The 15,677-nt window shown below is 52.1% G+C and carries 5 protein-coding genes; 2 read left to right on the forward strand and 3 right to left on the reverse strand.

The genetic code is table 11. The features are described 5' to 3' along the window. Positions 1–348: 348 nt before the first annotated feature. Positions 349–5,124 carry an Ig-like domain-containing protein gene (locus tag CA13_RS22890; protein WP_146400624.1) on the reverse strand — a complete coding sequence of 1,592 codons (4,776 nt, stop codon included), beginning with the start codon at positions 5,122–5,124 and terminating at the stop codon, positions 349–351. Positions 5,125–5,912: 788 nt separating this feature from the next. Beyond that, positions 5,913–6,302, reverse strand: coding sequence for a hypothetical protein (locus CA13_RS35515; RefSeq protein ID WP_419194716.1), 390 nt, complete (start codon positions 6,300–6,302; stop codon positions 5,913–5,915). 661 nt (positions 6,303–6,963) lie between these two features. Here CA13_RS35515 and CA13_RS22895 point away from each other — a divergent pair. After that, positions 6,964–7,566 (forward strand): ECF-type sigma factor, encoded by a 603-nt coding sequence (locus CA13_RS22895; protein WP_419194717.1) that lies wholly within the window; start codon positions 6,964–6,966, stop codon positions 7,564–7,566. Further along, a complete protein-coding gene (locus CA13_RS22900; protein ID WP_146400628.1) occupies positions 7,559–12,367 on the forward strand; it encodes a WD40 repeat domain-containing serine/threonine-protein kinase in 4,809 nt (1,602 codons plus the stop codon). The genes CA13_RS22895 and CA13_RS22900 overlap by 8 nt, the downstream gene beginning before the upstream one ends. 595 nt (positions 12,368–12,962) lie before the next feature. Here CA13_RS22900 and CA13_RS22905 read toward each other — a convergent pair. Continuing rightward, positions 12,963–15,383, reverse strand: a complete 2,421-nt coding sequence (locus CA13_RS22905; RefSeq protein ID WP_146400630.1) for a glycoside hydrolase family 127 protein — start codon at positions 15,381–15,383, stop codon at positions 12,963–12,965. Positions 15,384–15,677: the final 294 nt, after the last annotated feature.

The following is a 15,677-nucleotide window of genomic DNA, read 5'->3' on the forward strand; positions in this document are numbered from 1 at the left end:
TGCGGTTTGCAATGAGATAAAGTTCGGAGACGGTCTTCGTTTCTCGGAACCTTTTGGATGGTTGGCTTGTGCTGTTTTCTGTGTCGATTAATCACCTCCTCAGGCGTGGTGACGGATACCACCCCATTTTTCATGACGATGGGAATTGTGACCAGGGCCAATCCGTTTTAAAAGCGGGAGTGTAAGCGGCACGGCCCTAACCGTCGGTTCGTGATCCAACAACCACGGCCTCATTGAAACATGCAGCAAGTGCAATGGATTCGTGGAAATCACACATGGCATCCTTGGCAGGTGTCTTTGTGCGAGACCGCCAGCTATCCGGTATGCGGATAGGCCTATCGTGTGCGTTTATGATAATAAGATGTCAAGCAATTCCTCATCTAGCCAAACATCGTTCTCGTCTTCGTCATCCAATGCCCATCGTTGGTCGAGGGCCTGTGGATCCATTGCGGCAGGAGTCTTGGCAACACCGGTGGTTTGATGATTGAGGTGGTTGGTCGTTAGCCGTGCCTTGAACGCAGTCACAAAACCATCGCGGTGCAGACGCATGTGTGATGGTATCGCTTCGGACGGGATCGTATCAAGCCAGCTCATCACAGGCAGCTCATCGATCAACGCTACGACGCCGTCATGAAGAACACCCATTGCGACATGGGAGGTTTGAAGTGGTTCAACCGGTGGGGCGATGATAAAGTAGGCGACCTGTTCGGTGGTGTGTTTGCGTTCGGTGTCATACGCCAGATCTTCGTCAATCGCCAATTTCAGTGTGCTGCCAGTTGCAGTGATCGGGTCGTCTCCATACAGAATGGCCCAACCGCCATTGTTACCATCCATTGCAGCCTGACTGGCAACTGCCGTCTGAGAATTTGACATTGCTGAATAGCTGTAGTTGTAGGCGGGCGAATTACTGACTCCCTGAATTGAATCACCTCCCAAGGCAGCGACATACTTCATACCATCGATCTCTGCCGTGCCCGTCGTGCTAGTTTCGATTACCAGGTAACCGATCGTCTCATCAGCACGAGTTGTATCGGAATCCTCACCCACATGCTTGCCAACCTTCAAGACACTGCTGGTTGGCGCGGTGGAGCGCCGACTGCCACATGCCCAAAAGACCGACCAATCGGAATCGTTGTAGCTCATCACTTGCCCGATCACGACGGGATTGCTGTACGATTGCAGGTAACTACGGGATTCGGCAACCCATGAATTGTTTTGGTCGGTACGGGTCGAGTTGAACTTAACGGCTTCCATTTTGTATCCGGCCTCTTCATACACCCCTGCTTCGACCACCACATAGTGCACGTCGATGCCGCTTAGCGGGGCTCCTCCGGCTGCGTCGACGCGAACGTCAAAGCTGTAGCCCGTGGCGTTTTGAATTCTGGTGACACCCGCAGCGTCGCCTGAGTCATAGTTGGGCGTGGCAATCACGACCATGTCGGTATACGTACGGCTGAGCGTCACCGTGGTCCAACCGTTGCTGCTAACGCCCGAGACGACGCCGTAACTCAGCTTCGGTCCAGATGCGATTGGCGTCACGTCAATCGTGACGGTTGCCAAAGCACTGTCTTGCGTGCCGTCATTGCTAACAAAGGTAAAGCTATCGGGGCCGATGTAGCTGGTCTCGGGCGTGTAAGTTAGGTTTGGCCCGCTACCACTAAGTACGCCATGCAAAGGCTCGGTGGCGACCGTGAAATTCAGTGCATCTCCGTCAATATCGCTGCCAGCAAGCAGGATGGCGAGGGACGTATCCTGAGTGGTCGTGACCGATTGGCCGAGTGCCACTGGTGCATCGTTGATTGGCGTGACAGTGATTGAGACAACCGAGGTTGGGCTGTCGTCGCTACCGTCGTTGACTTTGAATGTGAAGCTATCAGAACCGTTGAAATCGGCATTGGGCACGTACGTGAGGTCCGGCGCGATGCCAGTCAAACTACCCGAGGCGGGACCGCTGACGATGCTGTAGGTGAGCGGGTCACCTTCAATGTCGCTTCCCGTCAAAATGATCTCCACCGCCGTATCTTCGTCGGTCGTCATCAACTGCGAATCGGCAACGGGCACGTCATTAATGGGGGTGACGTCGATCAACGCTGTTGTGAGTTCACTAACATCGGTACCGTCGCTAACTGTGAATGTAAAACTGTCCGATCCGTTGTAGTTGATATCTGGCGTATAGGTGAGGTCTGGTGCCGAGCCGCTGAGCGTACCATGTTGCGGATCGATTTGTACTACGAACGTGATCGGGTCACTATCGGGATCCGATCCGGTCAGGGTAATGGCTTTGGCCGTGTCTTCGGTCGTGCTTACCGATAGTTCATCTGCTACCGGCGTTTGGTTTGCGGCGACGCTGATCGAAACGATGGCAACATTGCTGTCCACGTTCCCGTCATTCACGCGAAACGAAAAGCTGGTTGAACCGGTGAAATCAATGTCGGGTGTATAGATTAGATTTGGCGCACTACCGCTCAGGACGCCACTGCTCGGACCGCTAATGATGGTGAAGGTAACGGCATCGCCGTCCACATCGCTGGCTGTAAGCGTGATTGCTTTGGCCGTGCTTTCCTTGACTGATACCGATTGGTTATCGGCTCTCGGCGCATCGTTTACGGGAGTGGCTGTGATCGAAACGGTGGCAATCGCGCTGTCGTCGGTCCCGTCATTCGCTTTGAACGTGAAAGCGTCTGGTCCGTTATAATCCACGTCGGGTGTATAGGTGAGATGCGGTGCTGTACCGGTCAGCGTGCCGTGTTGCGGTTGGCTAATCACTTGAAACGTAAGTGGGTCCTGGTCCGCATCCGAGCCCGTAAGGGTGATCGACAGTGAGATATCTTCGGCTGTTTCTACCGTTTGCCCATCCGCGACCGGTGCTTCGTTCGGTGGGGCGGCTAGGCTGGTTGCAACCAATTGGACGTTGTCGACGTTGGCATCTTCACGCGAATTGCTGACATTGGCGCGGAAGCGGATTTTGTATTCGGCGGTGAGGTAGTCAGGGTCGACCGCAATCGACTCGTTGTGCCAAGTATTCTCCGTGCTGAGGTTGCCATCGAGTCGTGCCATCTCGGTCCATGTAGAACCGTTGGCCGAGAAGTCCAAGGCCAGGTATTCGCCCGCATCGAACCCGCTCTCAATATACCAATCGAAGGAAAGTTCGGCACTTCCGTATGGCGTCATGTCGACCGACTGAGCCATGGTAAGAGTTGCGTTGGACGCCCATCCATCCACCTCGGCCGAGTAGTTGCCATCACTCTCTCGCTGAGTGGACGTGAACCAATCGTTCTGGCTATCTTCAACCCACTTGCTGTTCCATTGGCCATTTTCAAAGCTATCAGCAAACAGGATAGGTTCGACGTCCAAGTTAACGACCGAGACGTTTGGTGGGTTCAATTCATCGTAGTCCGGGTCATCGCTTGTCGCGGGCGAGGTGTCGATCGTGTAGGAAATATCTCCGTCCACACCGACGTCATCTACCCCTGTGACGGTGACCGTTTGAAGCACGTTCCAGTTGATCGGCGTAAAGGTCAGGCTCGAATGAGACACCGTGCCTTCGGTCTCGTCGCTCGAGGAAAGCGAGAACGAGACGTCCGCTGTTGGTTCGGTGTCCAAGACCACGTCAAACGTTGCGGTCTGTCCGGACTCGGAAGTAATCAGACCTGCGGTTGGGCTGATGATGAACCGTGGGAAAGGTTCATAGTCTTCCGCCCAGCCTAGTTTTTCGATGTGATTGTCGGGGCTGTCTGGGTTTGGGGTCGGAGGATCGGGAAGCTGAAGTCCTTCGGGGCTCGTCCAAGCCTTTGCGTCATCAATCATCGCTTGGCGAATGGCGTAAACCCCCGATGCGTCTGTGGCCCGACCGTTCTGGGCGATGTAAAGCGCCGCAAGGCCCGCGGCGTGCGGTGCAGCCATGCTCGTTCCGCTACCGACTGCATAACCGCCATCGTTGTACGTCGAGTAGATATCCACGCCTGGCATCATTAAGTCAATGCCCAAACCGGGCGAGGTTACATAGTTATTGTCGTCGTACCATGATTGATAGCCCGACGCAGGTCCTTCATCGTTGCTGTAATTGCTGAAGTCAGCGTAGGTGTCGTCGGCGTAACCTCCGTAGTTTGTATTGCTACCGAAGCCTCCCGGTTGTCCATCCGTATCAGCGATTGCGCTAATCGCGGCGACTTCAGGATAGACCGCAGGAATCGTGTCGTCGGAAGTCCCAAACTCAAAGTCACGCCCAATGATGTCGCGATAGGAATTCCCCGACGCAGCAACATAAACAACCCCAGCCTTGACACTTGCTTTGATCGCGTCGTGATAGGTTTGGCTCACCCCAAGACCACCGAGGCTCATGTTGGCGACCTCGATCGTATTGGCGTTTTCCGTAACCCAATCGATGCCTTTGATAATGTCTGACACGTAACCGTTAGCGTTGCTGTCCAATACTTTGACGGCCCAAAGCCGTGCACCGGGAGCCACACCAACCACGCCGATCCCGTTGTCGACGGCAGCGGCGATTCCCGCAACGTGTGTCCCGTGGCCATTGTCATCGTCCCATCCGGTGCTTGTTCCCAAAATGGAATTGAAGCCACCCACCACGTTCAAATCGGGATGGTCGCTATCGATTCCCGAGTCGATGATAGCGATGTCAACATCCAGGAAGTCGTCCGAACCATCGATCTTTGCGGTTGAATTCAGGTCGGCTTGGATCCGATCGACACCCGTTGGCAAGAGTTGATAAAATGCTTCCATCGGCAGGTCCGCTTCGATACGCTTGACTTGAGGATCATCACGGAGCAAGTGCAATGCTTCGCTTGACAGTTCGGCTGCGAATCCATGGACCGTATGCTCAAAAACATGCGCGAGTCGCCCACCCCAATCTCGAACATGGCTCTCAGTGATCGCACGCGAATGTTCGACATGGTCGTTCCAAACAACGATCACTCGCTCCAAATGATCGTTGCCGTTGAGTGAAACGTCATGGATCGGTGTGATCGGTGTGGCTGCCAAGAGTCGGCGGTCTTCGAGTTTTTCCATGATTGCGCGCCGCGCACGGAAACGTCGGTTTGACTGGATCGCCTTGCGTGACTTGAGTTGGCGGCGTTGGGACTTTGGTTGCAATCGATCGATAAACATGATGGACGAACTCTCTTAAGAAATGAATGGTGTTTCGCCACGGTGCACTTTGGATTGCGTTACACAACGCAGTGCATACAGATATTCAAACGACGCAAGATGGGTTTAGAAATCTTGCGTTTCGGTGGTGATTCGCATTGCCGGCTCGATGAGTGGCCGTGATTCACAATGCAAATTTGTTTGCTGCTCCTTGCCCACTTCACGTCTCTCTGGTCTCACTCGCTGTTTTCCTTTTCGGAACAAGAAAGCTTCGTTGCAAGTTCACGGATGATATTCGGATAGCCATCCGTTCCTAATCCCCGTTTCCTGCGAGCAATACTGTCAAATCAGCGGAAGAGGTTTGGGTCGGTCTGCGGCACACGCCGTTCCAAAAGTGTGCGGCAAGAAGTCGCACACTCGCCCGCCCACTGAGAAGGGAGTGGTAGAACGGAGTCGGGTAACGGGATCCGATCGAACGTTTGACCAACGGGCGGCCTTAAAGAAATCTCAAGTTTCCATCACTGGCTGTTTTCAATGCCGCTTGCGATCACGTACTAACGTGCGTTCAACGGGCGCAGTGTGCAAGTCAACACACCCGAGTGTGCCTTCTTGTAAGAGATGCCTCTTGCCGAGTTGCGTTTCCAATTCAAACAACACCGTTTGGTCAAGATTTAAATTCGCAACCTGTTCAATGCGATGCAGAGGCTAGCTACAACACCGATCTAAGACGAGCAAGGCACGCAGTTTGTGAGTGCCGTGGATAATCGTTGCACTGCGCGACATCTCTAATCCATATCAAGACGAACAGTTCACTCGATGCGTTTCTTCTTTTCTATTTTTGCGTTTGGCGGGTGGCGAAAGGCATTTACCCATGTTTCGAAACGCCACAGCATCGTAAAGACTGGGTACGTGAGGATTAGACACGCATTGTAACACAGTAAGAAGCCAAGAAGCCGTGGATCGCTCGCCCTACGCCACCGACCAAATCTTCTCGCCAGTAAATCATTCAGCCCTGGATCTGCGTGAGTTAGCAGGAACCAACTGGCAAGTCGCAATATCAACGGATAGACAATAAACCCCAGAACTAACATGCCAACACTCCATAGGAGAATCAGACGCACCCACTGAAGGAACGACGGAAACTCCTCTGACTTTGCTGTCCCATTTGGGAATCGATCGATGCTGCGTTTCCCGGTCATGATTGGTCCCCTTTGCCTGATTCCATGGTGACTTTCACCAATGCTCCGGCGTTGGCTCAGGCTACTATCCCGCGTCTAGGTTGGGGCGGCACGTTCTCCTGAATTGTACATAGTGCGCAAGGCGATTGAACCTTTAGCAGTTGCTCTCGATTATATGTAGTAATTCCCGTCGTTGGTTCATTGAGAATTACTCCCGGTGAGCAGACGTCCGCTAGCGTGTCGACGATAAGTTGACTCGGCACTTCTCGATCTAGAAAAACATACTCTCAAGTCGCTGTGATTGCTCCGGCCTCCTTGAACAATGTTATTTTTCTGACACGGCATGTGGTCGGTTATTTTACGTTGGTGTTGAGGTCGATTGCACCAGATGAGGAAAGCGATTGGTGGGGCGAATGAGCAATGCCAACCGGATTGGCCCATGAGCCTTTTGCTTCCATCAAACGAAGCAATCCGATAAGCGTGCGTCACCCGCGAAGAAAACGGGGGTTTTCTTGAGATTTGCAGAAATGCTGAACGTTGGCTAACGCTCGATTTTGCGTCCTAGTTACTGCACCCGAGTTCCAGATTGGATCCGCATCAAGTATATTGAGCGATGCAAGAAGCGCACATCGAGACGTTGAGTTTTGGGTGCGTTGACGCAGGTTTGATTGGGGTGAAGATCATGAATGAATCTGAAACGGAACCAACGAATACTTCGGGTTCCATGAAACGGTTGTTGCAACAGGTTTCCTCGCGCGAGGGCGATGTCGGTATTAATACGGATCTACCCTACGCACGAATCGAGACACGATTTCGCATGATGGCTAAGCGGCTGCTCCGTGGGCATCGAGCCGATCGATCGCCAGCGGAAACGGGAGTGATTGACAAGATCTTCTTGAAGCTGATCGAGCCGAATAAGTTCAACTGGATCAATCGTCGGCATTTCTTACGCACCGCGTCGGTTTCGATGCGACGATACGTTGCAAATCACTACCGCAATTTGGATGCCCTGAAGCGACGGATCGATCGTGATGCGATACTGCTAGGCGGCGCCATTCTTGCCGACGTAAACGTGAGGAGCCCTTCGCAGATCGTCGAGTTGAGCGACCAAAGCGGCCGACTATTGGAATCCCATTCCAAGGCGATGGAAGCACTTGACCTGTGGGCGTTTAGTGGTTGGACTCAAGAAGAAGTCGCTGGAATCATAGAGTCGCCGCCGTGTCCGGTGCCGCAGTTGATTTCACTCGCGAAGCAACTCGTTGAGAAAGCGATACAAGATGAATAACGCAAAAGGCGATCAATCCGATCGCGATGTCTTAATCGCTGAATGCTTGAGCCAGGCCGAGTTGCTACCTCCGTCAGAGCACGCGTCGTTCGTTCGGAATTTTTTTACCGATGACGAGGAAGCAGTCAACTTGGTTCTCGGTCTGCTGAGCGACGAGAAAAAGGGACATGTGTTCTCGGAATTGTGGTCCGAAATTCGACCGAGAGATGTTCACCAAGTCGACGGCACGGGCGATACCCCTGACAATCTCGGCGTGGGCACGGAAATCACAAACTCACAATCAAACGAACATCCCAATGACGGCGATTCTAGCCCAATGCAATTGCCGGACATTCCGGGGCACCGTCTGACGCGTGTGCTTGGCGAAGGTGGCATGGGGATTGTAGTCGAGGGTTTTGACGAAGGCCTGCAAGTCAACGTCGCTATCAAACTGATGCGTGGTGGTCTTGTTCAATCCCACGATGCGCGAAAACGATTTCTTAACGAAGCTCGAGCGGTTGCTAAGTTGCGTCACCCGAATGTCGTTGGCGTTTTGCGAGAAGGTGAAACGGATCAGGGGATCTTGTGGTTTTCGATGGAGCATGTCGAGGGCAAGACACTCGACAAGCTCGTACCGCGTGGTGGAATGGATATCGATCAAGTGATCGACATTGTCTGCGATGTCGCGAAGGCACTCGCTTGCGCACACAGTGCCAATATTCTTCATCGCGATATCAAACCGGCTAACGTGTTGATTGATAAAAATGGCCAAGTCAAAGTTGTCGATTTTGGTTTAGCGAAAAACGTGCAGACGCCGGAGGACGTTACAAAGACGGGACATGCTGTTGGCACGCCCCAGTACATGGCACCTGAGCAGCTTGACGCCTCGATCGCAGGGATTTCGGCTGCGACAGACATCTATGCCATTGGTGTTTTGCTTTACAACCTCCTTACTGGAACCACACCGTTTCGTTTTAACCAACAGTTCGATCTGTTGCACGCGATATTGCAGCAACCTCCACAACCACCAAAGCAGATTCGCAGAATTGTTCCGTTAGACTTGAATAGCATTTGCTTAAAGTGTCTCGAAAAACATCCATTGCAGCGGTACGGTAGCGCAGAGGAGCTAATCGACGATCTAGAGCGTTTTAAGATTGGCCAACCGGTGACTGCGAGGCCAATTGGTTTCCTTCAGCGAGGCTTTCGCTGGACGAAACGTAAACCATTGATTGCGTCGTTGTTCGCACTTGCGGCAGTTCTCATTTTAACGCTGGCTGTTGTGATACCGGTTGCTTATTTCAAGACGAATGCCGCAAGTGGCATGGCTTACCAACGCGCGATCCAAGCGACAGAGGCCGCGAAAAAAGGCAGTGAAGCGTTAGAGGATATGAAGACAGTTTATGGATTAACGGCTGCTGAAAAAAACCGACCAAGCGAGGCTGCGCTCTGGTTTGCTGATGTCGCGCGAACTGCAACCGAATGGCGATTCGACGCCAGCATGGCACGGTTTCGGAGTTGGGTAGGGCAATCCCCAATCCCCATTCGCGCGTTGCAGTTGCAGGAGGAGATCATTGGCCTTTTACTTCATCCCGAGGGCCGTTTCCTTCTGACTCAGAACATTGGGAATCGCTGGAGACTATGGAACATGATGGATGAGCAGGAAATCGATTCTATCTCATCTTGGGGACAAGTCACTGCGGCTGCGTGGCACCCAAACGGCACTCAATTGGCAATTGCGGATTCAACTGGTGGCGTTCGTTTATTGCAGTTGCCGGAGTGGAACACTGTTGCCGAAATGAACTGCGGTGGCCCCATTTTCTCTTTGGCTTTTGACAAGTTGGGCGAATCCATCGCCGTCGCCGGAAGACACGCCTTCGTCTGGGATCTCGATCCCGATGGTGTGGTTACGAAGGTTCACGATCACGACCGTTTAGCTTATATAAAATGGGGGCCGAATGGGAGGTATTTAGCAACTGTATCGGAGGATGGACATGCGAATGTGTTTGCTTTGAACGAACATCGTGTCAATGCAAAGGCAGCACTTACCGTTGCTTGCCAAGCCAGGCCCGTATGGTTTTTCGACGAAGGACGCAAACTATTGACCGTTGCGAGTGAGAGGATCACCGAGATTTGGGAAATTGAGTCGGGCAAACGGCTTGAGACAATCGCGGGCCCAGGAATTCTCCAACATCTCGCGGCATCGATTGATGGAACAATCTTTGGAATGACCGGGAATGGATGGGCCGAGTTATGGGATGAGAACGCTCAGAAAATCGGTGGTGATCTAACGCATTCGAGTCACGTCTTTGGTTCAACCTTTAGTCCCGATTGCCGCCTGTACGTTACTTGTTGTGACGATCACCTAGTCAGGATTTGGTCGACAACGTCTGGGGAACTCTTAGCCCAAATTCCGCATCAATCGCCGGTGCGTTTCAGCGAATTCGCGGCTGATAATCGACATTTTGTAACGGCGGAGTCTAGTGGCTTAATCCGATTGTGGAGTTTGCCGCAGGGGCCAGGGGCGCGTCATCTTGCAACCGTAGGTGATGATCACAAAGTTGTCCTAAGCTTGAGTGGTGAGTTCGCGGTTGCTGCTGGCTGGTGGAAAGATCGAAAATCAACATCGACCACCGTGTATCAGGTCACTAGCGGAAAACCGGCCAGCCCAGTACTTGATGCGCACGGCTTGATCAATGGAGGAGCATTTTCGCCGGATGACACAATTCTTGTGCTACTGCATACGAACCCCGGAGACGTGCGGCGCACGTACGGAACCTCATACCGTTGGGAGGAGCATGAAGGCAAAATTTCCTTTTTCGATTGGAAAAAGGGGGAACAATCCGGCAGTTCAATCACTACACCAAGTGAACCCATTGATGGGGCCTTTGATCCGGTGAGTGGCTTGCTTGTCGTCGGATGCGCGGGTGGAGAGATTCTGGTTGTCGATCCTACCAAACGGCGAATCCAGGCAGAGCTTGATGCGGGCGGACATGCCTCTGGTAAATACGGGTTCAAACCTCATCGCTGGATTGTGTTCCGAAAATCGGGAACTTGTTTTGCATCCGTGGGCTTTGGCGACGACGAAGGATCGACGGAGAGGCCTACTGGAGCAGGTACCGTTCAAATTTGGGATGTATTTGGGAACCTTTTGCAGGAGATTCGCCCAGCCGGCATCGTGCGCGATGTGACGTTCTCTCCCGACGGCAATCTGGTGGCGGTCGCTTCCTACAACAGCGTGCAAATTTTTAATGTCAGCACCGGCCAACAGGTTAGCGACCCGATGACGCACCCAGACTGGGTTTTCACTGTGTGTTTTAGCCCTAACGGTGACTCACTTTTGACATCATGCCGTGATTGGATGGCACGTTTTTGGAATTGGCGAACAGGAACACTCGTGTGCCCTGCGTTGGAACACGACGATGAAGTGTTTGACGCGCGAGTCACCGCGGACGGCAAGTCGTTAATGACGGTTTCAGGTGACGGGTTTGTCCGTGCGTGGGATAGCACCAGTGGCAAACTCGCCATGCCCGCCATGCGAATCTCGGCGATTGTTGGTTCCGAAATTGGTATTGGTCACCAGATCGAAATAACACCCGACGGAAATCATCTGATTGTCGGGGGAAAAATCGGGGACATGGATGTTTTTGAGATCCAGACTCTTCATCAAACGACAAACGAGCAATTGAAAACAGTTGGTCGAGAGGATCAGGTATTGTTGGCCGAAATCATGGCTGGAAAAAGAATTGTATCTATTGGTACCGTTGAGCTAAGTGACAAGGAATGGTTCGATCGCTGGATGCGATTTCGAAAACTCTACCCGACTCTGCCTCGTCTTTGCGTACCGAGTTACGATAGCGAGTCTTGGCAAGGCCGCGAGTTGAATCGCCAACGTCGCAATCAGCTGTACAAGCTTGGAGAGATGCATTTCGAACGTAGTGAATTCGAAAGTGTTCTTCGTTGTTTTGATAAGATACTTGGCCAGCCATCATCGCCCCCGAATATCAATAGCCAGATTGGGGTGTGTTTTTTCGGTCTCGAGCGTTGGGCCGATGCGGAAATGGCGTTCTCCAACGCGATCGCAATAAATGAACCTGATTCTCGCCGATTACATGAATTTAGAGGATACGCAAGGTTGGCTCAACGCGATTTCAAAGGTGCTCAATCCGACCTCAACAGAGTGTGGACAACTCATAACACTAACGTATTTTTGACTCTCGCGCTTGCAATTGTGTACTCCGCCCAAAATGATTCAGTGGGTCTTGAGCAAATGTGCGAGGCAAGATTGGATGAGGTGGGCGAGTACATGTCGAGTTCGGCACAAATTCCGAAATCTAGCTGCCATAGTCTAATGAGGATAGGTGGAATGAAAGGAAACAACAAAGAAGTATGCGAAATCATTATTTCAACGTTATCAAAGGAAATAGAATCAACATTAGAGGAAACCGAATTTGAGTGGTCTGACATTATTTTTTTGAGGGAATTGGCGGGCGTCCAATTGCGAGCAGGTGACAAAGCGGCAGCGCGACGAACAATTAACCTTACTTTCGAAGTGTCCCCTATCGAGCTTCAAGCTAATCGAAAAGCATGGGAGTTTTCTAGCAAAGAATCTTTGCCAAAGGGCGGCCATGTGAAAGATTGGCTTCGAATGGCGATTATCGAGCAAGACAGTGACCGCGAAGCTGCGACCGCATGGTTGGCAAAGGCGGTTTTCTGGTATGAGACCGCATTGATGCTGCCAAAAGGGACAAGCATTCTAGATTTTGACCAAAAAATTGAAATCGAGTTTCTAATACAAGAAGCTCGAGAGCTACTCTCTGAGTGAAACTTATTTATCGCGTCAACCTGAGATTGACTTGTGTGTCTATCGAAGAGCCCACAGAAAGCGAAGGTCGTTCACACGTTTGACATACCGATGGACACCCTAAGTTGACAAGCTCTTTTGTCTCTTCGCAGCGTGTTGCCATTTTCGAAGGAATCGTGTGAGCGGCGAGTCACAACGCTACCCCTGCGCAGCGAATCATGGAATGCAACGCTGCTAAAACTTTAGGCACCAAACCCCAAGACCGCTCGAACGCCAGGGCCTTTGCCCCAATTCGTCACGATCGAGTTTTGAAAAACTCGGTTCCACGCGATGTTGCTGATGATCTGTCTCCAAACGGGCGACGACCTGCCATGCTATCGAGTCTGGCTCGAATGGCTTTTCGGGCAACCGTTCATTTCATGGGGCGTCGATTTGCTTGGCCATGTAGAAGTTCCGATGCCGCCCAAAAGTCGGTCGTGCGAGCATCTTTCGCATTGGACTCAATGCATCAAAGGGAATTGAGACATTGGTCGTACATAGCGTAATGAACCTGCGGTTATTTGCTCAATGAGTTATGGGCGAACGATCCGTCGTGTAACGAATTACGATCGATACACTATGGATTGGCTTGGACTTGCCATTCCAGGATCCCGCCACTGAAGGAGGGCTGCAGTTGTACCTGAATACGTAAAGCACTGGTTTGCACCGGTGTGAACTGAACTTCAATGAATTCGTCTTTCTTGGTCCGATAGTCATTCGCGTTGTCGACCGGCTTCCATTGGTCGCCATCACGGTAAAGCAATTTCCAAGACTTCGGTACTCGGCAGGCGCCACGTCCGGTATCGTCGAACCAATAGACGGCGACTTTCGATACCATCGTTGGTTTGTCCAGTTCGTATTGCACCCATTCTTGGGTACCACGATGGTTCCACCATGTGAACCGTGGTATTTCATGGTCAATGGAGTTTGCGGGTAGAATTTGGTCTGCTAATGCGTTGATCGTGTCGGCGCCATGTTTATGAGACGCAGTCGCTTTGCTTGTCGAAGCGATGGTGGGAATTGGTGACACAGTAGCCAAATCAGGCGATCGTGGAATCCACACCCTCATCTCGTTCGCGCCGCGATGACACCAAGCAAAATAGGGAATGAATGTGATTGCAGCGGTACGATCCGCAATCGTCCCGTTTTCCTGGCGACTCACTGCGTTGGCTTCACCACGCAGCACCGTTACACCGCCAAGCAGGTCCTGATGATGCTCGGGATGCAATACGGAATCATCGGGTAGCCAAAGGTTCAAGACTTTACCGTCGTGATCGGCACCTTCGATGCAATAGACCAACGGTCCTCGCTCGATTGCGACTCGGCCGCGATCAAACTCGATCTGCTCGTTTGCCAACACGCGTCGAACAGGCATAGGCAAATCTAGTTCGACCAAATCACCGGCTTCCCATTGACGATCTAGGACAGCGTAGCCATTGACGAGGTCAGCATTGACTGGTTTGCCGTTAACACTAACCGTCCATTTGGATGGTGTGGCATCTTCGTATTGATACAGATCACTCGGCAACACTTCGCCACGCACCCAACCGGGAATCCTCAACCGTAGTGAGAACGATCGCGATACCTCAGGCGTGACCGTGATGCGGATTTTACCGCTCCAAGGATAATTGGTGTCTTGTTTCAATTTGACCTCGCCACCGTCAACATCGGTCCTCATTTGACCGGCCAGAAATAGATTGACATACAAGTTCTTATCGCGCACAGCGTAGGCGTAGCCGGGGATCGAGGGTAGGAACCGCACGACGTTACTTGGACAACACGAACAACCGAACCACGGGCTGCGTTGCAAGTCGCCGTGGTTGAATTTGAACTGCATGTCGCACTCCAACGGATTGGGATAGAAGAACTGATCTCCGCTGAGCGACACGCCGGAAAGAAAACCGTTGTAGAGAATCCGTTCCAGAACATCGGCGTATTTCGAATCGCCATGCAGTAAGAACATGCGATGGTTCCACATCGCCAACGCGATAGCGGCGCACGTTTCGTTGTAGGCTTTCAAGTTAGTAAGTTGATACGCGCCGGCGTACCCTTCGCCTGCGCCGTGTTGGCCAACGCTACCGATCAGGTACAGCTTTCGACTAACAACGTCTTGCCAAATTCGATCAATCGCGTCGATATAACTCTGATCCTCGGTCAGTGCCGCGACATCTGCAACGCCAGCGTAAAAATAGCCACCGCGAACGGCGTGCCCAACGGCCTCGGATTGACCCACCACCGGGGCGTGATCTTGTGCGTATTGGCCGTACAATTTTACGCGTTTGGATTCGTTGCCACGCATTTGGACAAAGAACTTGGCGAGATCAAAGTAGTTTGGATTCCCCGTGGCGCGAGCTAGACGCACCAATCCGATTTCGATCTCCTCATGTCCTGGCACATCGGTGCGTTGGCCCGGTTTGGGACCAAACACCTTCGCAATAAGATCCGCATTCTTGATGGCGATGTCCAAGAAATTGCGTTTGCCCGTGGCTTGATAATGGGCAACCGCTGCTTCGTACATGTGACCAACGTTGTACAGTTCGTGACTATGTCCGAGACCTGTCCAGCGAGGCTCTTGGCCATAACGGCTTTTTGAACCTGATGTCTTAACGGTGTAAAGGTAGCCGTCTGGTTCCTGTGCCGCAGCAAACTTGGCGATTAGATCGTCAAGGTAGTCGTCAAGCTTTGGGTCCGGCTTCAGTGCTAACGCATACGCAGCACCCTCGACGATTTTGAAAACATCGGAATCGTTGAAATAGATACCTTCGAAGCCGTCTGGATTCTTTTCTGCTGCGGCGACAAAATTCGAAATCCGTCCCGTTTCCTCGCAGCGTTCGAAACAGTAAGGAATGGTTACCGTGCGATTGGTTTCCATTCGGGGGCGCCAAAATCCGGAACCAACCTCGACACTCGTAAACGGCACCGGACGAATTGGATAGTCGGCTGCATTGGTAGCAGAGATCGAAATCAACAAGCCGACGAGAACGATAGATTGACGCATGATTTTGAGAACCTGAATTTATGTCTCGGCGAGGCCATTATCGAGTACGCATCAAACCGCAGAAGCAGCAACGCGAGAAAGACAACCAAACGGACAGGAAGGATACTTGGCGGGTTACAGGTGAGCTCCGCACATTATGACGCATCCGCAGTCAACATGCCACTGTGACAGTTTCGCTTACACAGAAAGGCTGTTTTTGAAGCTGAGTTAGATACAAGAACGCAAGCGTATCCGTATGGTGAACGGGCTGATTAATGCCAGGCCACTCACACATAAGACGCTGGCCTTCACCAA

This window comes from Novipirellula herctigrandis (assembly GCA_007859835.1).
GTDB classification, from domain to species: Bacteria; Planctomycetota; Planctomycetia; order Pirellulales; family Pirellulaceae; genus Novipirellula_A; species Novipirellula_A herctigrandis.